Origin of the sequence: Gordonia sp. Z-3, from assembly GCF_036233855.1 — a bacterium.
Lineage (GTDB): Bacteria > Actinomycetota > Actinomycetes > Mycobacteriales > Mycobacteriaceae > Gordonia > Gordonia tangerina.
This window is the reverse complement of sequence record NZ_JAZARS010000007.1, coordinates 17,057-39,529: the sequence shown is the minus strand read 5'-3', so window position 1 is coordinate 39,529 and position 22,473 is coordinate 17,057. Positions and strand designations below refer to the sequence as shown.

Genomic DNA, 22,473 nt, shown 5'->3' with positions numbered 1-22,473 from the left:
AACGTCGATCTCCCCGCGGCGGCGGGGAGATCGGCACAGCGACGGCCAGTCTACGCAACGTCGGAAATGCCGGTTTTCGCCCACGCGCACGCCGGGCAGGCGGAGGCGATTATCCCTGCGGGGACATGGGCCAATAGGATGATGTTCCGTGACTCCCGCCGACCTCGCTGCGCTGCTGCGCACGGTGACCGTGACCGTCGTCCGCGACCGCGGGCTCGATGATGCGGCCGTGCCCGAATCCGTCGTGGTCGAGCGGCCGCGCCACGCTGACCACGGCGATTATGCGACCAACATCGCGCTGCGGCTCGGCAAGAAGCTCGGTGTGGCACCGCGCGACCTCGCCGGCTGGCTGGCCGACGCGTTCGCCGCTACCGACGGCATCGCGAAAGCCGAGGTCGCCGGGCCGGGCTTTGTGAACATCTGGCTGGCGGCAGCCGCGCAGAATTCCGTGGTCGCCTCGGTGTTGGACAGTGCCGCGGGCTACGGCCGCGGCGACGATCTCGCCGGACGACGCATCAACCTCGAGTTCGTGTCGGCCAATCCGACCGGGCCCATCCATCTGGGCGGCACCCGGTGGGCGGCTGTCGGCGACGCCCTCGGCAGAGTACTCGCGGCACGCGGTGCCGCGGTCACCCGCGAGTACTACTTCAACGATCACGGCACGCAGATCGATCGCTTCGCCCGTTCACTGGAGGCGTCGGCACGTGGGGAGGCCACCCCGGAGGACGGCTATGCCGGCGACTACATCGCCGAGATCGCGGCCCATGTTCTCGCGCAGGTGCCTGATGTGCTCGACCAGCCCGATGCGCAGCGGCTCGAGACGTTCCGGTCCGTCGGGGTCGAGTCGATGTTCGACCACATCAAGACCAGCCTGCACGACTTCGGCACCGACTTCGACGTCTACACCCACGAGAACAAGATGTTCACGTCCGGGCTGGTCGACGAGTGTATCGGCGAGTTGAAGGCCAACGGCAACCTCTACGAGGCCGACGGCGCCTGGTGGCTGCGGTCCAGCGACTTCGGCGACGACAAAGACCGCGTGGTCATCAAGAGCGACGGCGACGCCGCCTATATCGCCGGTGACATCGCGTACTACAAGGACAAGCGCAACCGCGGCTTCGACCTCTGCATCTACATGCTCGGCGCCGATCATCACGGCTACATCAGCCGATTGAAGGCCGCAGCGGCGGCGCTCGGTGACGACCCGGCGAGCGTCGAGGTGCTCATCGGCCAGATGGTCAATCTGGTCCGCGACGGCACACCGGTGCGCATGAGCAAGCGGGCGGGCACCGTCATCACCCTCGACGACCTCGTCGACGCGGTGGGAACCGACGCCGCACGATATGCGCTGATCCGCTCGTCGGTCGACGTCAACATCGACATCGACCTCGACTTGCTGCGCAAGCAGTCCAACGACAATCCGGTGTACTACGTGCAATACGCACACGCCCGGTTGTCGGCGTTGTCGCGCAACGCCGCCGATCTGGGGTTGACGATGTCGACCTCGCATCTGGATCTGCTCGACGGCCCCGCCGAAGGCGACCTGATCCGCACCATCGGCGACTTCGACGAGGTGGTGGCGACCGCCGCGGAACTGCGTGAACCACATCGGATCTGTCGGTACCTGGAGAGTCTCGCCGGCGCCTATCACCGGTTCTACGCCCGGTGCCGTGTGCTCCCGCAGGGCGACGAACCCGCCGCCGACATCCACGCCGCGCGGCTGGCGTTGTGCGATGCGACCCGTCAGGTGATCGCCAACGGGCTCGACCTGGTCGGCGTCAGCGCACCGGAGCGGATGTGAACGCGCACCCCGCCGGACCCCGGCATGCCGAGATGTTGGCCGCACCGCATCTCGCCGAGCGGCCCAACGACCCCGCCGAACTCGCGACGATCCCGGCGCACGTGTGGCCGCGCAACGCTGTGCGTCGCGACACCGGTGAGGTCGAAATCGCCGGAGTCGGCGTGGCGGAACTCGCCGACACCTACGGCACTCCGCTGTTCATCGTTGACGAGGCGGACTTCCGATCCCGCTGCGCCGACATGCTCGCGGCGTTCGGCCCCTACGGCCGCGTGCACTACGCGTCGAAAGCCTTCCTGAGTACCCAGATCGCCCGGTGGGTGGACGAGGAGGGGCTGTCGCTGGACGTGTGCACCGGCGGTGAGTTGGCCATCGCCCGGCACGCCGGTTTCCCGCCGGAGCGAATCGCCCTGCACGGCAACAACAAGAGCGTCGAGGAACTGGCGCTGGCACTCGACATGGGAGTCGGGCACATCGTTCTCGATTCGATGGTCGAGATCGAGCGGCTCGACGAGCTCGCCGGTGCGCGCGGGGTGGTCGCCGATGTACTCGTCCGGGTCACCGTGGGTGTGGAGGCGCACACCCACGAGTTCATCTCGACCGCGCACGACGACCAGAAATTCGGGTTTGCGCTTGCCGGGGGAGTGGCGATGGCGGCCGTGCGCCGGGTCTTCGCCACCGACAACCTGCGCCTGGTGGGTCTGCACAGCCACATCGGCTCGCAGATCTTCGACATGGACGGCTTCGAGGTCGCTGCCCACCGCGTCTTGGGCCTGCTCAAAGACGTCGTCGCCGAATTCGGTGTCGACAAGACGTCCCAGCTGTCGATCGTCGATCTCGGTGGCGGACTGGGTATCTCGTATCTCCCGGAGGACGACCCGCTGCCGATCGGTGACGTCGCGGAGACTCTCGCGGACATCGTGCGGCGCGAGTCGGCCGCTGTCGGCCTCCCGATGCCCACCCTCGCCGTGGAGCCGGGTCGCGCGATCGCCGGTCCCGGGACGGTCACCCTGTACCGCGTGGGCACGGTCAAGGATGTGACGGTCGGCAAGAACCTCACCCGCCGATACGTCTCCGTCGACGGTGGCATGAGTGACAACATCAGGACCGGGCTGTATCAGGCCGAATACGACATTCGCCTGGTGTCGCGGGTCTCCGAGGCGCCCGCAGTGGTCAGTCGAGTGGTCGGTAAACACTGCGAGAGCGGCGATATCGTGATCAAGGACTGTTGGCTGCCGGGCGATGTCGGTCCGGGCGACCTCGTCGCCGTCGCCGCAACCGGGGCGTACTGCTATTCGATGTCGAGCCGCTACAACATGGTGTTGCGTCCCGCAGTGACCTCGGTGCGCGCCGGATCGGCCCGAATGATGTTGCGCCGTGAGACCATCGACGACTTCCTCGCCTTGGAGGTGACCGAATGAACCCGACCCCAGATCGCACCATCGGCGTGGCCGTGCTCGGCATGGGAAATGTAGGTGCCGAAGTGGTGCGCATCATCGCCGACAATGCCGATGATCTGCGATCCCGCGTGGGTGCGCCGGTGGAGTTGCGCGGCGTGGCGGTGCGCGACCTGAGCAAACCCCGCAAGGTCGCCCAGGAGCTGCTGACCGACGATCCGGACGCGCTGGTGGCCCGCGACGACGTGGACATCGTGGTGGAACTCATGGGCGGGATCGACCCGGCCCGCGGTCTCATCCGTACGGCACTGGAGCACGGCAAGTCGGTGGTCACCGCGAACAAGGCGCTGTTGGCCGAGTACACCGGCGAACTCGCCACCGCGGCAGCCGATGCGAAGGTGGATCTGTACTTCGAGGCAGCCGTCGCCGGCGCGATCCCGGTGGTGCGCCCGCTGATGCAGTCGCTGGCCGGTGACACCGTCGAACGGGTGGCCGGAATCGTGAACGGCACCACCAACTTCATCCTCAGTGCGATGGACGAGACGGGCGCCGACTACGCCGACACCCTGGCCGAGGCCGGCCGACTCGGATACGCGGAGGCCGACCCGACGGCCGACGTGGAGGGCTACGATGCCGCCGCCAAGGCGGCCATCCTCGCGTCCATCGCCTTCCATACCCGGGTCACCGCGGCCGACGTGCACCGCGAGGGCATCACCTCGGTCTCCGCGGCCGACCTGGTCGCGGCGAAGAAGTTCGATTGCACGGTCAAGCTGCTGTCGATCTGTGAGCGCGTCCACGACGCGGACGGGCGGCAGCGGATCTCGGCGCGCGTGTACCCGGCCCTGATTCCGCTGACCCACCCGTTGGCCACCGTCAACGGTGCGTTCAACGCGGTTGTGGTGGAAGCCGAGAACGCCGGACGATTGATGTTCTACGGTCAGGGCGCCGGTGGCGCACCCACCGCGTCGGCGGTGTTGGGCGACATGGTGATGGCGGCTCGCAACAAGGTGCACGGTGGCCGCGGTCCGCTGGAGTCGACGTACGCGTCGCTCCCGATCGCGCCGGTCGACGATGTACCGACGCGCTACTACATCTCGATGAAGGTGGCCGACCGGGCCGGCGTGCTGGCGCAGGTCGCCGGTGAGTTCACCAAGCGTTCCGTCTCGATCGCCGCGGTCCGGCAGGAGGGTGCCGGCGACGACGCGCGGCTGATCCTGGTGACCCACCGCGCGCCCGACCGAGCGCAGTCGGAATGCGTTGCCGCACTCGAAGACATGGATGCAGTGCTCAAAGTGTCGAGCGTTCTGCGATTGGAAGGAACCGATGACTGACGTGACCCCGGTGCACCGGCAGTGGCCCGGATTGATCGAGGCCTACCGTGATCGACTCCCGGTCGGTGACGACTGGCGCGTCGTCACCCTGCTGGAGGGTGGGACGCCGCTCATCGCCGCGCCGCACCTGTCGGAGATCACCGACTGCGAGGTGTACCTCAAGGTCGAGGGGCTCAACCCGACCGGGTCGTTCAAAGACCGCGGGATGACCATGGCCGTCAGTACCGCGGTCAACAACGGCAAGACCGCCGTGTTGTGCGCATCGACCGGCAACACCTCGGCGTCGGCTGCCGCATACGCCACGCGGGCCGGGATCACCTGCGCGGTGCTGATCCCCGAGGGCAAGATCGCGATGGGCAAGCTTGCGCAGGCCGTCATGCACGGTGCCAAGATCATCCAGGTCCAGGGCAACTTCGACGACTGCCTGGAGCTCGCACGTAAGGCGACCGCCGAGTTCGGCGAGATCGAACTGGTCAATTCGGTCAACCCGTCCCGGATCGAGGGGCAGAAGACCGCCGCGTTCGAGATCGTCGACGTGCTCGGTCGCGCTCCCGACGTCCACGCGCTTCCGGTGGGCAATGCAGGCAACATCACCGCGTACTGGAAGGGCTACACCGAGTACCACCGCGACGGTGTGAGTGGGTCGGTACCGCGCATGCTGGGTGTGCAGGCCGCCGGGGCCGCGCCGTTGGTCGATGGTGCACCGGTCAAGGAGCCGGAGACCATCGCCACCGCCATCCGGATCGGTTCGCCGGCGAGCTGGAACCAGGCGGTCGCCGCCAAGGAGGAATCCTCCGGACAGTTCCGGGCCGCCACCGACGAGAAGCTGCTCGAGGCCTATCGTCTCATCGCCGGGCGCGAGGGTGTGTTCGTGGAGCCGGCATCGGCGGCCGGTGTCGCAGGTCTGCTCGCCGCACGCGCCGACGGCTGGGTCGCGGCCGGCTCGACGGTGGTCTGCACGGTGACCGGTAACGGTCTCAAGGATCCGGACACCGCGCTGTCCGGGATGCCGGAAGTGGAGGCGATCCCCGTGGACCCGGTGGCCGTGGCCGATGCGCTCGGTGTCCGCTGAGTCCCCGGGTGTGGACACCGCGATGACCGATGAGACGGCCGTCAGTGACGCCAGAGTGCTGATCCCCGAAGGAATTTCGGTGCGCGTGCGGGTTCCCGCGTCGAGCGCGAACCTGGGGCCGGGATTCGACTGCCTGGGCGTGGCGCTGGGGATCTACGACGAACTGATCGTGGAGACGACCGCATCCGGGGTCGAAGTCGAGGTGATCGGCGAAGCCGCCCTGGAGGTCCCGCGTGACGCCTCACATCTGGTGGCGCGCGCCATCTTCCGCGGCCTCGATGCGGCAGGTGCGGTGGCCGGTGGGTTGAAGCTGCGGTGTGTCAACGCGATTCCGCATTCACGCGGATTGGGGTCCTCGGCGGCCGCGGCCGTCTCCGGTCTCGCCGCGGCCTCGGGCCTGTTGGAAGGTGCGGGGGTGCGCGACGCCTTCGACGCCGACGAGATGGTGCAGCTGTCCTCGGAATTCGAAGGACACCCGGACAATGCGGCCGCAAGTGTGCTCGGTTCGGCCGTGGTGACCTGGATCGAACATGGGGCCCACCAGAACCGCTACCGCGCACGACGACTGGTGGTGCACCCGGACATCACTGCGACGGTGTTCGTGCCCGATACCGAGTCGTCGACCTCGGTGACGCGTGGCCTGCTGCCGGAATCGGTGCCGCGACGCGATGCGGTGTTCAACGTCAGCCGTGCGGCGTTGGCCGTGGTGGCGCTCACCTCCGATCCCACGGCATTGTTCGCCGCCACCGAGGATCGACTGCATCAGGACTACCGGGCCGACGCGATGGCCCCCACCGCCGGCCTCGTTGCGCAACTGCGCGCACGTGGCCTGGCTGCGACCGTCTCCGGCGCTGGGCCCACCGTGCTCGTGTTGTCGGCCGGACCGGTTCCCGCAGACGCGCGCGACATCGCGCTTGCTTCCGGATACGTACCGTCGACGGTGGCCATCGCCGGGGGAGTCGAGATCACGCGGCCATCCTGAGGCCCTACATCCGATGCGTGTCCGATCCGACGCGCGTCCGATGCGGTTGTGCCGACACGGACGACTCGGGTCGTCGCGCATGAGCGAGCTCTGGGGCATCGGGAAGAATTGGAACCGTCGGTATGTTGCCCGTATCATCCGGACGAGTTACGATGAACGGGTCTAGCCGCGCAGGCTTGTCTTGCCGTGCTCCTCTCCGATCTACGATCCAGGCTGCTGGCCCGGTGCCGGTCGCATGATCTTCTGTCAGGAGTCGCCGAGCACGTCCATCGGACACACCGGAGCGGACCACATTTCTTCTGACCGTCTTCTGAGGAGAATCCCAGGGACATCTCCGACGGGGACGAAGCCCGCCGAATGCGGCGGGGTGACAAAGGAACCCCGGCGAGCCCACGCTCTGCTCGGGGGAACGAAAGGACATCCGTGACGGAAACGGACCTGATCACCGCACCAGCATCCTCAAACAGCGAGGATTCCTCGCCTGCGGTGAGTTCGACCACACGTGGCTCCTCGACCCGCGCCCGTAGTGGGCTGTCCGGGATGGTGCTCACAGAGCTACGTGCACTCGCCGGTGAACTCGGCATCAAGGGCACCTCCGGTATGCGCAAGGGCGACCTGATCGCCGCCATCAAGGAACGTCAGGCCTCCTCCGACGCAGCCCAGAAGGGTGAGTCGGGTCAGTTGAGCCTCGCCGAGGAAGAGTCGGCGCCGGCCAAGGGGCGGGGACGTCGTCCCAAGGCGGAGGCGCCGACCAGCACCGAGTCCGACTCCGACCAGGTCGCGGTGAAGGACGGCGAGACCCCGGCGCGGGGTCGTCGACGCGCTCGCGCTGCAGCCGAGGAATCGGGTAGCGAGGCCACCGCCGACACGGCGGCGGGCAATGGGGAGGTCGCCGCGAAGTCGACCGACGCCGAGTCGAAGCGACCCAAGGACGCCGAGGCCGCACCCACCGCCGGCGCTGACGAATCCGGTGATGACCAGCGCAATCGCGGGCGCAACCGCAATCAGAACAGCCCCAACCGGAACCAGAACCGGGACTCGCAGGGCGGCCGCGACAACAACAACCAGCGCGACAACCGGGACGGCCAGGGCAACCAGGGTGGTCAGAACAACCGGGATCAGCGCAACAACCGCGACGACGACGGTGACGGAGACGGCAGCGGCCGCGGCCGGCGGGGACGCCGGTTCCGGGAACGTCGCCGCGGGCGTGACCGTGACTCGTCGGGCGGTGCGGAACCCCAGGTCTCCGAGGACGATGTGCTGCAGCCCGTCGCCGGCATCCTCGACGTGCTCGACAACTACGCATTCGTGCGTACTTCGGGCTATCTCGCGGGTGCGAACGACGTGTACGTATCGATGAACATGGTCCGGAAGAACGGCCTGCGCCGGGGTGACGCCATTACCGGTGCGGTCAAGGTGCCCCGCGAGGGCGAGCAGCCCAACCAGCGCCAGAAGTTCAACCCGCTCGTCCGGTTGGACTCGGTGAACGGCACCGACATCGACACCGCGAAGAAGCGCCCCGAGTTCGGCAAACTGACGCCGCTGTACCCTAATCAGCGGCTGCGTCTGGAGACCACCCCCGAGCGGCTCGACACCCGGGTCATCGACCTGATAATGCCCATCGGCAAGGGACAACGTGCGCTGATCGTGTCGCCGCCGAAGGCAGGCAAGACGACGATTCTGCAGGACGTCGCGAACGCGATCACCATCAACAACCCGGAATGCCATCTGATGGTGGTGCTCGTCGACGAGCGTCCCGAAGAGGTCACCGACATGCAGCGCTCGGTGAAGGGCGAGGTCATCGCGTCGACGTTCGACCGTCCGCCGTCAGATCACACGTCGGTCGCCGAACTCGCGATCGAGCGTGCCAAGCGGCTGGTGGAGAACGGCAAAGACGTGGTGGTGCTGCTCGACTCGATCACCCGACTCGGGCGCGCCTACAACAACGCATCCCCGGCATCGGGTCGCATCCTCTCCGGCGGTGTCGACTCGACCGCGCTCTATCCGCCGAAGCGGTTCCTCGGCGCGGCACGCAACATCGAGCACGGCGGATCGCTGACGATCATCGCGACGGCGATGGTCGAGACCGGCTCCACGGGCGACACGGTCATCTTCGAGGAGTTCAAGGGAACCGGCAATGCCGAGCTGAAGCTCGATCGTAAGATCGCCGAACGCCGAGTCTTCCCCGCGGTCGACGTGAACCCGTCCGGTACTCGCAAGGACGAACTCCTGCTGTCGCCGGAGGAGTTCCAGATCGTGCACAAGCTGCGCCGTGTGCTGTCGGGTCTGGACTCCCAGCAGGCCATCGACCTGTTGATCAGCCAGCTGAAGAAGACCAAGTCGAACGTGGAGTTCCTGATGCAGGTCCAGAAGACCGCGCCGGGAGCGATGAACGACGACTAGTCCCACCCGTCGGCGCGAGGGATCACCACAGCTGCCGGTTGACGCGATCGAAGCGTCAACCGGCAGCTGTGTCGTCTAGCCCGTCAGTAGACGTCGCGCACGTAGCGCTTGGTGCGCCGCAGTTCGTCCACGACGCCGTGGGCTGCGGTCGTCGACAGCCCGCCGTGCTCGGCGATGATGTCGAGCAACGCGGTATCGACATCGGGGGCCATCCGGGTCGCGTCTCCACAGACGTATATGTGCGCCCCTTCCGACAGCCACGCGTAGAGCGCCGCGCCCTGTTCCCGCATCCGGTCCTGAACGTAGATCTTGTGCTCCTGATCACGGGAGAAAGCCAGGTCGACGCGGCTCAGCAGGCCGTCGGCGACGAAGCCCTCGATCTCGTCGGCGTAGATGTGATCGTGTTCGCGGTGTCTGTCGCCGAAGAACAGCCAGTTGCCACCGCTGGCCCGGCGGGCCGCACGTTCGTGCAGGAATGCGCGGAACGGCGCGATACCGGTGCCCGGGCCGATCATGATGGCCTTGATGTCATCGGGTGGCAGACGGAAGGCGCGGTTGGCCGAAACGAACACGTCGACCTCGGTGCCCGCCGGTCGGCGGTCGGCGACGAAGGTCGAGCATGTGCCGCCGCGGCGTCGGTCGGCTCCGTCATGACGCACAGTGGCCATCGTCAGGTGGACGGTCGAGCCATGCACCAGCGGACTCGACGAGATCGAGTACTGCCGGTGCACGAGTGGACGCAATTGGGCGATCAGTTCCTCGGGGGCGATGACCACCGAGCGGTCGACCTCGAGCAGATCGAGGACGTCTTTGCCGGCCAGCCAGGCATCGCGGGCATCCCGGGCGACGTCGTCGGCGACAAGGCTGTTCAGCTCGGGGTTGCCGGTCCGGCACGCGATCAGTCGCAGCAGATCTTCCGGCGCGGTGCAGACCTCGTATCCATGGGTCAGTGCTTCGCAGAGCGCTCGGGTGGTGCGGCGATCGGCGACGGGGGTGTCGGGTGCGACGCCCAACCGATCGATGATCCGGGCGACCACGTCCGGGTCGTTCACCGGCCAGACGTTGATGCCATCACCGGGCTGATACTCGATCCCGCTGTCACCGAGCGAGAGCACGATGTGGCGGACCTCCTTGTCCGAACCCGGACCGGACAGCACGGTGTTCGCCACCACCGTCGCCCGATAGGGGTTCTTCCTCGACCACTTCGACCTCACACGCGTCGGTACGTGGCGGGAGCTCGATTCGCGCAGCACCGGGGGAGAAGAACTGTCGAGCGGCATGGGATCCTCGCGGGTTGGCCCGTTCGTCGCGGGCGGTGTGCGATGCCCGGAAGGCATCGTGAGTTAGGTATGCCTAAGCACGGTAGTTCATATGGCGTGCGGGAATGAACGCGGTGGGGGTCGCGTTGGTGCCGAAGGATCGCGCGATGACCGCGTGGATCGTGCAGTGGTGTTGGGTCCGGAACGGATTTCTTCGCTGCGGGATCCGCGTGGCATACTGAGCGGTCGAGTCCGGTTCCGGTTCACACCGTCGATCCCCGACGGTGACCCGGCGACCACAGAAAGGGACAACCAGATGAAGCAGGGAATCCATCCCGAGTACGCGACGACCACAGTCGTCTGCGGTTGCGGCAACACCTTCGAGACCCGCAGCACCGCGGACAACGGACGTATCAACGTCGAGGTCTGCTCGCAGTGCCACCCGTTCTACACCGGTAAGCAGAAGATCCTCGACACCGGCGGCCGTGTTGCCCGCTTCGAGAAGCGCTACGGCAAGCGGACCAAGAACGCCGACGCCAAGTAGCTGTACCGACGACGCCCACCGCGCGCGTGCGATGCACGCCGGGTGGGCGTCGTTGTCATTTCGGCGATCGATGTCGCCGTTTCTCGATTCAGATTCGATCTCAGGGAGAAGTGAGGTCCCGTGACCACGCAGAGTCCGTCGGCGATCGACGACATCCTCGCCGAACATGCGGGCCTGGAGGCGCAACTCGCCGACCCGTCATTGCATGACGATCCCACCGCTGCCCGCCGGGTCGGGAAACGGTTCGCCGAGCTCGCGCCGATCATGGCGACCTATCGTCGGCTCGAGGCAGCCCGCGACGACCTCACCGCCGCGCGGGAACTCGCCGCCGACGACGCCTCCTTCGCCGAGGAGCTGCCGGCGCTGGAGGCGAGCGTCGCCGAGCTGGACGCCACGCTCACCGACCTGCTCGCCCCCCGCGACCCGCATGACGGTGACGACGTGGTGCTCGAGATCAAGTCGGGCGCAGGTGGTGAGGAGTCGGCGCTGTTCGCCTCCGACCTGGCACGGATGTATCTCAAGTACTGCGAGCGACGGGGCTACAAGGTACAGGTCCTCGGGGTCACCGAGAGTGATCTGGGTGGTTACAAAGAGGCGACCATCTCCATCAAGGCCAAAGAGCAGCTGCGCGACGGAGTCTGGTCTCGTCTGAAGTTCGAGGGTGGCGTGCACCGCGTCCAGCGGGTCCCGGTCACCGAGTCCCAGGGACGAATCCACACCTCGGCCGCAGGTGTGCTCATCTACCCTGAGCCCGAAGAGGTCGAACAGGTCCAGATCGACGAGAACGATCTGCGCGTCGACGTCTACCGGTCTTCGGGTAAAGGCGGCCAGGGCGTCAACACCACCGACTCCGCGGTCCGGCTCACCCATCTGCCGACCGGCATCGTGGTGACCTGTCAGAACGAGCGATCCCAGCTGCAGAACAAGGCGCGTGCGATGCAGGTGCTCGCTGCTCGGCTGCAGCTCGCCGCCGAAGAGGAGGCCGAGGCCGCCGCAGCCGAGGGACGCGCCGCGCAGATCCGGACGGTGGACCGTTCCGAGCGCATCCGCACCTACAACTTTCCGGAGAACCGCATCTCCGATCACCGGATCGGTTACAAGGCCAACAATCTCGATGCGGTGCTCGGAGGCGACATGGATGCGTTGCTCGATGCGCTGATCGCCGCCGACCGTCAGGCGCGACTCGAGGCCGAGTGAGTCGATGAGTCAACCGGATGGCGGGTCGGTCGGCGCTCGCCCGGTGGCGGCCGAACTCCGATGGGCGGCACAGCGTCTGGCCGAAGCCGGGGTGGACAGCCCCCGCGCCGACGCCGAGTGGTTGCTGTGCGATGCACTGGGGTGTGACCGCGGGCGCCTGCTGCTCGTCGATGCCGTGTCCGACAACGCCCGGGCCCGATTCCACCACGCCGTTGCGCAGCGCGCGGAGCGAATCCCGTTGCAGCACATCACTGGTACTGCAGCCTTCGGGCCTGTCGATCTCTCCGTGGGGCCGGGCGTCTTCACTCCGCGGCCAGAAACCGAGTTCCTGGCCGATTGGGCGGCCCGCGCGCTGGCGGACACCGCCGGGACGCAACTGGTGGACCTGTGCAGCGGTAGCGGTGCGCTGGCGATCGCGGTGGCGACGCTGGTGCCGAGTGTGCGGGTGACCGCCGTCGAGTATTCGCCACGCGCGCTGCACTGGTTGCGGCGCAACGTCGATGCGGCCGCCGCCGACATCGCCGCGCGGATCTCGGTGTGCTGCGCCGATGTCACAGATGCCGAACAGATGCTCGAGCTCATCGCCCCGGCCGGCGTCGACGTCGTGGTGGCCAATCCGCCCTATGTGCCGGACGGTCACACGATCGCGCCGGAGGTGGCCCACGATCCACCCGAGGCGGTCTTCGCCGGACCCGACGGCATGACGGTGATCGAACCGATGGTGCCGATCGTTGCCGATCTGCTGCGACCCGGCGGATATGTCGGGATCGAGCATGACGACACCACATCGGTGTCGGTGCTGACCGCGCTGGAGTCGACCGGGCAGTTCGTCGATGTGCGCGCACATGCCGACCTCGCCGGTCGTCTGCGCTTCGCGACGGGACGGCGGGCCGACGGTCGCACCCCGCAGGCCCGTGGGAAGATGGCCGGGTGAGCACGGTATTCGATTGCGGTGAACCGGACACCAGGGCGGCGGGCATCCGCGCGGCCGTCGGCGCGGCGAAAGCCGGTCGGCTGGTGGTGCTGCCGACCGACACCCTTTACGGGATCGGTTGCGATGCATTCGACTCCGACGCGGTCGCGTCGCTGCTGGCTGCCAAGGGGCGTGGGCGCGACATGCCGGTCCCGGTTCTGGTCGGATCGTGGCACACGATCGACGGCCTGGTGCTGTCGGTGTCGACCGCCGCGCGTGACCTCGTGGAGGCATTCTGGCCGGGTGGCCTGAGTCTGGTGGTGGCGCAGGCGCCGTCGCTGGCCTGGGACCTCGGTGACACCGACGGCACGGTGATGCTCCGGATGCCGCTGCATCCGGTGGCGATCGACCTGCTCCGCGAGGTCGGCCCGATGGCCGTTTCGAGTGCCAACGTCTCCGGGCGTTCACCGGCCACCACGGCCGACGAGGCGCGCGAGCAACTCGGCGAGGCCGTCTCGATCTACCTCGACGGCGGGCCGGCGGCCGCGGCGCAGGCATCGACCATCGTCGACCTTTCCGGCGCCACCCCGCGGATTCTGCGGGAGGGTGCAGTGCCCACGCAGGCCATCGCCGAGGTGCTCGACCTCGACGCCGATGTGCTGACCGCGCACTGATCCATGGCGGGTTCGCTCTCCGATCCGCAGGTCGCGGATCTGCTGGAACGTGAGACCCGGCGTCGCGATTCGACGCTGCAGCTGCTCGCCGGGGAGACGCCGGCGAGTCCCGCGGTGCGCGCGGCGCTCACCTCCGACCTCGGCGCCAAGTATGCCGAGGGGTACCCGGGCGCGCGGTATCACGGCGGGTGTTCGGTCGCCGATGAGGTGGAGAACCTCGCCATCGAACGCGCAGCAGCACTGTTCGGAGCCGACTACGTCAACGTCCAGCCGCTGTCGGGGAGTATTGCCGGACTGTCGGTGTACGCCGCCTTCGCGCAGCCGGGCGATCCGATTCTGGCACTCGGGTTGCGCCACGGTGGTCATCAGACGCACGGGTCCCGGGCCAACTTCTCTGGTCGCTGGTTCGCGCCGATCCACTACGGTGTGCGGCGCTCCGACGAACGGATCGACTACACCGAATTGCGTGACCTCGCGCTGCTGCACCGACCGCGGATCATCGTCGCCGGCGCTTCCTCGCACTCGCGGTCGTTCGATTTTGCCCTGCTGCGCACCATCGCCGACGAGGCCGAGGCGATCCTGTGGGTGGACGCCGCGCATCTGGCGGGTCTGGTCGCCGGCGGGGTCGTGGATTCTCCGCTACCACACGCCGACGTCGTGACCCTGTCGACGCACAAGGTGCTGCAGGGCCCCCGGGGCGGCATGATCCTCGCCCGGGACGAGCACCGTGCGGTCCTGCAGAAGGCGGTGCATCCGTTCGTGCAGGGAGGTCCCTCGATGAACTCGATCGCCGCGAAGGCGGTGTGTCTGCGCGAGTCGGGCGGCGAGGGCTTCGCGCAGTACGCCGCGGCGACGGTGACCTCCGCGCAGCGACTCGGCGAGGCACTGACCGCCGCGGGACTGCGCGTCGTCAGCGGCGGCACTGACCTGCATCTCGCCGTTGTCGACGTGTCGGAACGGGGACTCACTGGCATCGAGGCCCAACGCAGACTGGCCTCGGCCGGGATCGTGGTGGACCGGGCGGTCCTGCCATTCGACAGCCGGCCCGTGACCGAGGGGTCCGCGATCAGGTTCGGGACGCCGTGCGCCGTACTCGCGGGCCTCGGACCCGATGCGATGGGCGACGTGGCCGACTGGATGACACGCGCACTCGCGGTGGACGTCGGGGCCACCCAACACGCCGACATCCGCCACGAAATCCAGCTCCGGCTCGGCGGGTAGCGTGAAGACGGTGTTCGATACCGTCGCCGGCCTCCCCGGACTGTCGCCGGGCGCCCCGGGGGTCGGCGTCCAGGTGATGGCTTCGTCGGTGGTCGACACCGGTGGTGCCGGTGTGCCGTTGCGTGAGCTGGCGCTCGTCGCGTTGACGGCCGCCGCGGTCACCTACCTGTTGACCTCGTTGGTGCGGGTGTTCGCGATCCGCGTCGGCGCCGTCGCGGTGCCGCGGGTCCGCGATGTCCACGTCATTCCCACGCCGCGGCTAGGTGGACTCGGGATGTTCGCCGGAGTCGTGGCGGCCATCGCGTTGGCCGCCAATCTTCCCGCACTCACGCGTGGCTTCGCCTACACCAGTGATATGAGCGCGGTGATCGTCTCCGGCACGGTGATCGTGGTGGTCGGTGTCATCGACGACCGGTGGGGCCTCGACGCCCTCACGAAATTCGCGGGCCAACTCACCGCGGCCGGCGTACTCGTGATCATGGGCGTCAGTTGGTATCTGCTCTACGTCCCGTTCGCCGACATCGGCACAGTGGTCCTCGACCCGCTGCAGGCCGGCCTGCTCACCGTCGCCATCACGGTCGCGACCATCAACGCGGTCAACTTCATCGACGGTCTGGACGGCTTGGCAGCCGGCCTCGGACTCATCGCCGCGTCGGCCATCGCCATGTTCTCCCTCGGACTGCTCAACGATCAGGGCGGCGATGTCAGCTATTATCCGCCCGCACTGATCTCGACGGTCCTGGCCGGTGCGTGCCTGGGCTTCCTGCCGCACAACTTCTCGCCGGCACGAATCTTCATGGGCGATTCAGGGGCGATGCTCATCGGGTTGATGCTCGCGGCGGCATCGACCAGCGCGTCGGGCCGCATCGCGATGAACGCCTACGGACCGGCCGACGTGTTCACTCTGCTCTCGCCGTTGATCCTGGTCGCAGCCGTCGTGTTCGTACCGATGCTCGACATGCTGATGGCGGTGGTACGCCGCACGCGTGCCGGGGTGGGCTTCTACACACCCGACAAGATGCATCTGCACCATCGACTGCTCGAACTAGGACATTCGCAGCGCCGGGTTGCGCTGATCATCTACCTCTGGGTCGGTGTGCTGGCGTTTTCCGCCGCGGCCAGTACGCTGTTCCCGATATCGGTTGTCGCGCCGATGTTCGGCGCAGGACTGATCGTCGCGTTGCTGGCGACCATGGCGCCACGGCTGCATCGCCGGTACGCCGAGATCCGGACGCGTGGTCATGCCGAGCGTGCCGGGGCCGACGGTCCGGTCACGCCGCGAACCTGACCGCGGGTGCGATAGGAAGTACCCCAAGGTAAGGCTTTGGTAAAAAGCATGTACTATCGCCTGTAGTAGGTGGTTGCCGACGCGGCGCGCCATTTCCGGACGACGTGCCGGCGTGTTCGCCGCCCGCATCGGCCGACCCCTGCTCCGGACCGTGCATACCCCCCGGTGGGCACGGGCGCCGGTGTTGGTAGTGTCACAGAAAACCGTGAGCTTACGTCCGGTGACGAGGGTCGCCGATCGCACGCGCGTTGACCCGTGCCCACGGGCGGGGAGGAGTTGAGGAGAGGCGAATGAGCACAGCAGCCCCTGACTCGACGTCGTATTACCCCGCCGCGCCGACCGGTTTGCGTCGCCCGGCGATCATCGCCGCGGTCGTCGTCGCCGTCGTCATCGGCATCAGCATCGCCGTCGGGCACACATGGTTCGCGGTCTTCTTCGTCGCCGGAACGGTCGCGATCTTCGTGAACGCGATCCTGGTCCGGCGAGCGGTCGAGGTCGTGGCCGCGCAAGAACACCCTCGCAAGCAAGCTCTTGCCGTCAACTCAGCCGTTCGCCTCGGGGCCATCACCGTCCTCGCTCTGGTGGCGGCTTTCCTGGTCCGGCCCGATGGGCTGGGCGCGATGTTCGGACTCGCCATCGGCCAGGTCGTTCTGGTGCTCAACACGGTGATTCCGGTGATGAAAGGACTGCGTAAGCAGCTATGACCTCATTGTTCTTCCTGGCCGAGACTGCGGAACAAGAAGCAGAGAACGAAGCCGCGATCGAGGTTGGTCACCACATCCAGGTCGATTGGCTGGGGATGACCGTCAACCTCGACACGGTGATAGGCAGCAGCGTCGCCGCGGTCATCGTGGTCGCGATGGCGTTCTTCGTGCGAAACCGGATGACCTCCAAGAAGCCGAACTCGGTTCAGCTGTACTTCGAGGTCATCACCGTCCAGATGCGCAACCAGATCGAAGGTGCGATCGGGATGAAGATCGCGGGCTTCGTGCTGCCGCTGGCGGTCACCCTGTTCACCTACATTCTGGTGGCCAACTGGCTGGCGATCGTTCCCTCGCAATACGGCACCAGCACCGGGTCCACCAGCGAATGGCTCAAGCCGCCGGCCAGCGATGCCAACTTCGCGTACGCGCTCGCCATCTTCGTCTTCGTCTGGTACCACGCCGCAGGTGTCAAGCGCCGCGGCATCATCGGCCACCCGGTCAAGCTGATCAAGGGTCACGCCGTCGGTATCGCGCCGGTGAACATCATCGAGGAGATCGCCAAGCCGGTCTCGCTGTCCCTCCGACTTTTCGGCAACCTGTTCGCGGGCACCATCATGCTCGGCCTGATCGCGCTGATGCCGGTCTACGTCATGTGGGCGCCGAACGCACTGTGGAAGTCCTTCGACCTGTTCGTCGGACTGATCCAGGCCTTCATCTTCGCGCTGCTGACCGTTCTGTACTTCAGCCAGGCGATGGAACTGGACGAAGACCACCACTAGTACGACCCGGACGGCGAACGCCGACCGGAGCAAAGACCTGGCACTGAAGTGTCAGTTTCACCCGAAAGGAAAGTTCTCAATGGATCCCAATCTGATCGGTATGGGCGCGTTGATCGGCGGCGGCATCATCATGGGTGGCGGCGCGATCGGTGCCGGTATCGGTGACGGCATCGCCGGCTCGCAGCTGATCGCCGGTATCGCCCGTCAGCCGGAGGCCCAGGGACGTCTGTTCACCCCGTTCTTCATCACCGTGGGTCTGGTCGAGGCCGCATACTTCATCAACCTGGCCTTCATGGCTCTGTTCGTCTTCGCAACGCCGATCTCCGGCCAGTCCTGATCTCGGTCTGACGACCAGATCCTCCAAGGATCAAAGGGAATATCCGCACCATGAATCTCGCCGCAGAGAACTTCCTCATCCCCAATGGCACATTCTTCGTGTGTCTGCTGATCTTCGTCATCGTCTTCCTCATCATCCGGACGATGGTCGTGCCGCCAATCCTCAAGGTGCTCGACGAACGTGATGCCAGGGTCGCCAAGACCGTTGAGGACAACCGGGCGGCTGCGGCGAGCTACTCAGACGCCGAGACCGAATACCGGGCAGCGCTCAAGGACGCCCGGGGCGATGCCACCGGTATTCGGGACAAGGCCCGTGCCGACGGCAATGAGCAGTTGTCGGAGGCCAAGAAACGTGCCACCGCGGAAGCGGATTCGGTGCTGGCCGACAGCGTCGCGCAATTGAAGGCGGACGGCGACGACGCGGCCGCGACGGCACGCGCCGAGGTCGACCGTCTCTCGGCGGTACTCGCCAGCCGCGTGCTGGGCACCGAGGTGGCGCCGTCCGCTGCCGCGGCACCCGAGTCGACAGGAACGGTGAAGTAAGTGGACATCGTCATTGGAAACCTGATCGGTTTCGCGCTCATCGGCTTCCTGTTCTGGAAGTACGTGCGGCCGCCGCTGTCGCGAATGGTGGAGGCGCAGAAGGAGGCGATCAACCAGCAGGTCGTCGACAGCGCAGCTGCCGAGGAGCGCGTGGCCGACGCCCAGGCCGCACACGAACGTGCCCTCGCCGAGGCGAAGGCCGAGGCCAAGGAGATGCACGAGAACGCGCTCACCGATGCCAAGGGCATCGCCGAGGACTTCTCCGCGCAGGTCGACTCCGAGGTCAAGCGGATCAGTGAACACGGTAAGGCCCAGGTGGCTCTCAACCGGTCGAATCTGATCCGCGAGCTGCGCAGCGACCTCGGCCTGACCGCCGTGGACGGGGCCGGCAAGTTGGTCCGAGATCATCTCGCCGACCCGGGTGCCCAGTCCGACAGCATCGATCGGGTCATCGACGAGCTCGAGGCGATGGCGGCCGGCGGACCGTCCACGCAGGTCCCGCACACCGCGGATCTGATCGGGTTGCATTCGATGCGGGCGTCGAGCCGTGACGCTGCGCTCGCCGTGGCCGCCGAGTTCGACTCGGCTTCGCAGTCACTCGACTCCGCGGCGCTCACGACGGCGGCCACCGAGCTGACCGAGGTGATCCGGGTCATCGACGGCAACCCGGTGCTGCGCAAGCGGCTCACCGAGGACGAGGACAACGTCGACGGGCAGGTCGCCCTTGTGCAGAACCTGTTCGGCGGCAAGGTGTCGCAGATCGTCGTGGACATCCTGGTTGCCGCCGTCAAACAGCGGTGGTCGACCGCGGCAGACCTCACCGCGGCCTTACGCCGACAGAACGCACTGGTCGTCCTGACCGCGGCGGAGCGTGACGGATCGATCGAGCAGGTCGAGACCGAACTGTTCGCCGTCGGACGGCTGCTCGACCAGAACCCACAGTTGGCGTCGTTGTTGTCCGATCACACCCACGACGGTGCGCGTCGCGTCGAACTGCTGCGTTCGCTGGTGGGCGAGAAGGTCGGGTCGCACACCTGGTATCTGCTGTCGCATCTGATCGTGCTGCTGCACGGTCAGCCCTCCGAGGTTGCCGTCGATCACCTGGCCGAACTGGCCGCGGCCCGTCGCGGCGAATCGGTGGCGCACGTGGTGTCCGCGACCCGGCTGTCGGACGCACAGACCGCGCGTCTGTCGACCGTGCTCGGCAAGATCTACCGGCGGACCATCTCGGTGCAGACTGAGATAGATCCGGAGATCATCGGCGGCCTGCGGATCGGTGTCGGCGATGAGGTGATCGACGCCGATGTCGCGACCCGGTTGGCGAAGGCGGCCGAGAGCCTGCCGCGCTGACCTGCACCGAACCCAACCCAGCAACTGACAAACCACCAGCCGGACTGAGCAAGAAAGACGAAAACCCATGGCGGAGTTGACGATCTCACCAGACGAAATCAAGGGAGCGATCGAGCAGTATGTCTCGTCGTTCGAAGCCGATGCCTCCCGTGACGAGGTGGGCATCGTCACCGACACCTCGGACGGCATCGCTCACGTGAGCGGCCTGCCCGGCGCGATGGCCAACGAGCTGTTGCAGTTCGAGGGTGGCGTGCTCGGCGTGGCCCTGAACCTCGACGAGGACGAGATCGGTGCGGTCATCCTCGGTGACTACGAGTCACTCGAAGAAGGCCAGCAGGTCAGCCGTACCGGCGAGGTGCTCTCGGTGCCCGTCGGCGACAAGTTCCTCGGGCGCGTCGTCGACCCGCTCGGCGCCCCGATCGACGGCCTCGGTGACATCGAGGCCGACGAGCAGCGCGTGCTCGAACTCCAGGCGGCCTCTGTGCTCGAGCGCCAGCCCGTCGAGGAGTCCCTGGCCACTGGCATCAAGGCCATCGACGCCATGACCGCCATCGGCCGCGGGCAGCGTCAGCTGGTCATCGGCGACCGCAAGACCGGTAAGACCGCGGTCTGCATCGACGCGATCCTCAACCAGAAGGCCAACTGGGACTCCGGCGACCCCGACAAGCAGGTGCGCTGCATCTACGTCGCGATCGGCCAGAAGGGTTCGACCATCGCCGGCGTCAAGACCGCGCTGGAAGAGGCCGGCGCCATGGAGTACACCACCATCGTTGCCGCCCCGGCGTCGGACTCCGCGGGCTTCAAGTGGCTCGCTCCGTACACGGGTTCGGCCATCGGGCAGCACTGGATGTTCCAGGGCAAGCATGTCCTGATCGTGTTCGACGACCTGACCAAGCAGGCCGAGGCCTACCGTGCCATCTCGCTGCTGCTGCGCCGCCCGCCGGGCCGCGAGGCCTACCCGGGTGACGTCTTCTACCTGCACTCCCGTCTGCTGGAGCGTTGCGCGAAGCTCTCCGACGAGATGGGTGGCGGATCGATGACCGGTCTGCCGATCATCGAGACCAAGGCCAACGACGTCTCGGCGTTCATCCCGACCAACGTCATCTCGATCACCGACGGCCAGGTCTTCTTGGAGTCGGACCTGTTCAACAAGGGTGTTCGCCCGGCAATCAACGTCGGTACGTCGGTGTCGCGCGTGGGTGGTGCCGCACAGACCAAGGGACTGAAGAAGGTCTCCGGTTCGCTGCGTCTGGAACTGGCACAGTTCCGCGAGCTCGAAGCCTTCTCGGCCTTCGCCTCCGACCTCGACGACGCATCGAAGGCGCAGCTCGAGCGCGGTGCGCGCTGGGTCGAGATGCTCAAGCAGGACCAGTACAGCCCCTTCTCGGTGGAGGACGAGATCGTCTCGATCTACCTCTGCGGTGAAGGCCACTACGACTCGGTGCCCGTCGACGACGTGCGTAACTTTGAGACGCAGCTGCTCAGCCACCTGCACCATGAGGCCAAGGGCGTCTACGACTCGATCGCAGGCGGCAAGGCTCTCTCCGACGATCAGGCCGAGGCGCTGGTCGACGAGACCAACAAGTTCAAGAACAGCTACCTCACCCACGACGGCAAGCGGGTCGTGAACGAGGCCGAGGCCAAGGCGATGGACTCGGAGAACGTCGAACACGAGCAGATCACGGTCCGCAAGTCGTGATCGCGTCGTCCGACATTCGTCCGCAGGAAGGGGTGAGAGCTCATGGCCAGCATTCGTGAGCTGCGCTCGCGCATCCGGTCGGTGAACTCGACGAAGAAGATCACCAAGGCCCAGGAGCTGATCGCGACCTCGCGCATCACCAAGGCGCAGGCGCGCGTGGCGGCGGCCAAGCCGTATGCACACGAGATGACCGAGGTGCTCTCGGAACTCGCGAGCAATGCGGGGTCGCTCGACCACCCATTGCTCGTCGAGCGCGAGCAGCCCAAACGCGCCGGCATCCTGGTCGTCACGAGCGACCGGGGCATGTGCGGCGGATACAACGCGAACGTGCTGCGTGCGGCCCGTGAACTGATGGCGCTGGTCCGCGACGAGGGCAAGGAGCCGGTGCTGTTCGTGATGGGGCAGAAGGGCGTCGGCTTCTTCAGCTTCCGCGGCACCGACATCGCCGACTCGTGGACCGGATTCTCCCAGTCGCCCGACTACAACGACGCGGCCACCGCCACCGGCTTCCTGGTGGACCTGTTCCTGGCCGGCTCCGGCGAGCAGGTGGAGCGGCCCGACGGCGAGGGCTCCCTCGAGGGGGTCGACGAGCTGCACCTGGTGTACACCCGGTTCGTCTCGATGTTGACGCAGGCACCCGAGGTGCGCCGGGTGGCGCCGCTGGTGGTGTCGGAGGCGGAGGTGGATCAGGACGCCGAGATCCACAAGCCGTCGCGTAACTACTCGTTCGAGCCGGCTCCGGAGGCGCTGCTCGACGCGTTGTTGCCCAAGTATGTGGCGACGCGAGTGTATGCGGCGCTGCTGGATTCAGCGGCGTCCGAGTCGGCGGCGCGACGCACCGCCATGAAGGCGGCCACCGACAACGCCGAGGAACTGGCCACGTCGCTGTCCCGTGAGGCCAACCAGCTCCGCCAGGCGCAGATCACCCAGGAGATCAGCGAGATCGTCGGCGGCTCCAGCGCTCTGGCCAACTGACCTATCGA

General features: G+C 66.9%; 20 protein-coding genes. 19 read left to right on the top strand and 1 reads right to left on the bottom strand.

Annotation, left to right across the window (positions count from 1 at the left end; translation table 11 throughout):
* Positions 1-148: 148 nt before the first annotated feature.
* The 6 genes from argS (at position 149) to rho (ending at position 8,983) form a co-directional block, all read left to right on the top strand.
* On the top strand, positions 149-1,801 hold the full coding sequence (gene argS / locus VX037_RS09655; protein WP_328714079.1) for an arginine--tRNA ligase: 1,653 nt from the start codon (positions 149-151) through the stop codon (positions 1,799-1,801).
* The gene (gene lysA / locus VX037_RS09650; protein ID WP_266062083.1) at positions 1,798-3,219 is read left to right on the top strand and encodes a diaminopimelate decarboxylase; all 1,422 of its coding nucleotides are present in this window, start codon (positions 1,798-1,800) and stop codon (positions 3,217-3,219) included. Before argS ends, lysA begins: the two co-directional genes overlap by 4 nt.
* On the top strand, positions 3,216-4,526 hold the full coding sequence (locus VX037_RS09645) for a homoserine dehydrogenase (protein WP_328714077.1): 1,311 nt from the start codon (positions 3,216-3,218) through the stop codon (positions 4,524-4,526). The genes lysA and VX037_RS09645 overlap by 4 nt, the downstream gene beginning before the upstream one ends.
* Positions 4,519-5,598, top strand: a complete 1,080-nt coding sequence (gene thrC / locus VX037_RS09640) for a threonine synthase (RefSeq protein WP_235723791.1) — start codon at positions 4,519-4,521, stop codon at positions 5,596-5,598. The genes VX037_RS09645 and thrC overlap by 8 nt, the downstream gene beginning before the upstream one ends.
* Complete coding sequence (gene thrB, locus VX037_RS09635; protein ID WP_372475005.1) at positions 5,579-6,580, top strand: homoserine kinase; 1,002 nt, start codon at positions 5,579-5,581, stop codon at positions 6,578-6,580. Before thrC ends, thrB begins: the two co-directional genes overlap by 20 nt.
* A gap of 423 nt (positions 6,581-7,003) precedes the next feature.
* The gene (rho, locus tag VX037_RS09630) at positions 7,004-8,983 is read left to right on the top strand and encodes a transcription termination factor Rho (protein WP_266062087.1); all 1,980 of its coding nucleotides are present in this window, start codon (positions 7,004-7,006) and stop codon (positions 8,981-8,983) included.
* An 83-nt stretch (positions 8,984-9,066) separates the two neighbouring features.
* Here rho and VX037_RS09625 read toward each other — a convergent pair whose 3' ends face one another.
* On the bottom strand, positions 9,067-10,263 hold the full coding sequence (locus tag VX037_RS09625) for a diflavin oxidoreductase (protein ID WP_268900239.1): 1,197 nt from the start codon (positions 10,261-10,263) through the stop codon (positions 9,067-9,069).
* Between the two features lie 295 nt (positions 10,264-10,558).
* On the opposite strand from VX037_RS09625, the gene rpmE reads away from it, so the two are divergent.
* The 13 genes from rpmE (at position 10,559) to VX037_RS09560 (ending at position 22,465) form a co-directional block, all read left to right on the top strand.
* Positions 10,559-10,786 carry a 50S ribosomal protein L31 gene (gene rpmE / locus VX037_RS09620; RefSeq protein WP_007624933.1) on the top strand — a complete coding sequence of 76 codons (228 nt, stop codon included), beginning with the start codon at positions 10,559-10,561 and terminating at the stop codon, positions 10,784-10,786.
* Positions 10,787-10,906: 120 nt separating this feature from the next.
* Complete coding sequence (prfA, locus tag VX037_RS09615; protein ID WP_235723787.1) at positions 10,907-11,983, top strand: peptide chain release factor 1; 1,077 nt, start codon at positions 10,907-10,909, stop codon at positions 11,981-11,983.
* A gap of 4 nt (positions 11,984-11,987) precedes the next feature.
* A complete protein-coding gene (gene prmC / locus VX037_RS09610; protein WP_235723786.1) occupies positions 11,988-12,917 on the top strand; it encodes a peptide chain release factor N(5)-glutamine methyltransferase in 930 nt (309 codons plus the stop codon).
* Positions 12,914-13,570 (top strand): L-threonylcarbamoyladenylate synthase, encoded by a 657-nt coding sequence (locus VX037_RS09605; protein ID WP_235723785.1) that lies wholly within the window; start codon positions 12,914-12,916, stop codon positions 13,568-13,570. Before prmC ends, VX037_RS09605 begins: the two co-directional genes overlap by 4 nt.
* Before the next feature lie 3 nt (positions 13,571-13,573).
* A complete protein-coding gene (gene glyA, locus VX037_RS09600) occupies positions 13,574-14,791 on the top strand; it encodes a serine hydroxymethyltransferase (RefSeq protein ID WP_235723784.1) in 1,218 nt (405 codons plus the stop codon).
* Between the two features lie 76 nt (positions 14,792-14,867).
* Positions 14,868-16,079, top strand: a complete 1,212-nt coding sequence (locus tag VX037_RS09595; RefSeq protein ID WP_235723890.1) for an MraY family glycosyltransferase — start codon at positions 14,868-14,870, stop codon at positions 16,077-16,079.
* A gap of 290 nt (positions 16,080-16,369) precedes the next feature.
* The gene (locus tag VX037_RS09590; protein ID WP_235723783.1) at positions 16,370-16,783 is read left to right on the top strand and encodes an ATP synthase subunit I; all 414 of its coding nucleotides are present in this window, start codon (positions 16,370-16,372) and stop codon (positions 16,781-16,783) included.
* Positions 16,780-17,562, top strand: coding sequence for a F0F1 ATP synthase subunit A (gene atpB / locus VX037_RS09585; protein ID WP_235723782.1), 783 nt, complete (start codon positions 16,780-16,782; stop codon positions 17,560-17,562). Before VX037_RS09590 ends, atpB begins: the two co-directional genes overlap by 4 nt.
* Positions 17,563-17,641: 79 nt before the next feature.
* A complete protein-coding gene (locus VX037_RS09580) occupies positions 17,642-17,899 on the top strand; it encodes a F0F1 ATP synthase subunit C (RefSeq protein ID WP_266062098.1) in 258 nt (85 codons plus the stop codon).
* A 50-nt stretch (positions 17,900-17,949) separates the two neighbouring features.
* On the top strand, positions 17,950-18,441 hold the full coding sequence (locus VX037_RS09575) for a F0F1 ATP synthase subunit B (protein WP_235723781.1): 492 nt from the start codon (positions 17,950-17,952) through the stop codon (positions 18,439-18,441).
* Positions 18,442-19,791, top strand: coding sequence for a F0F1 ATP synthase subunit B/delta (locus VX037_RS09570; protein ID WP_235723780.1), 1,350 nt, complete (start codon positions 18,442-18,444; stop codon positions 19,789-19,791). It begins immediately after the preceding gene.
* 67 nt (positions 19,792-19,858) lie between these two features.
* Complete coding sequence (atpA, locus tag VX037_RS09565) at positions 19,859-21,490, top strand: F0F1 ATP synthase subunit alpha (protein ID WP_235723779.1); 1,632 nt, start codon at positions 19,859-19,861, stop codon at positions 21,488-21,490.
* 42 nt (positions 21,491-21,532) lie between these two features.
* A complete protein-coding gene (locus tag VX037_RS09560) occupies positions 21,533-22,465 on the top strand; it encodes a F0F1 ATP synthase subunit gamma (RefSeq protein ID WP_235723778.1) in 933 nt (310 codons plus the stop codon).
* The last annotated feature ends 8 nt before the right edge of the window (positions 22,466-22,473 follow it).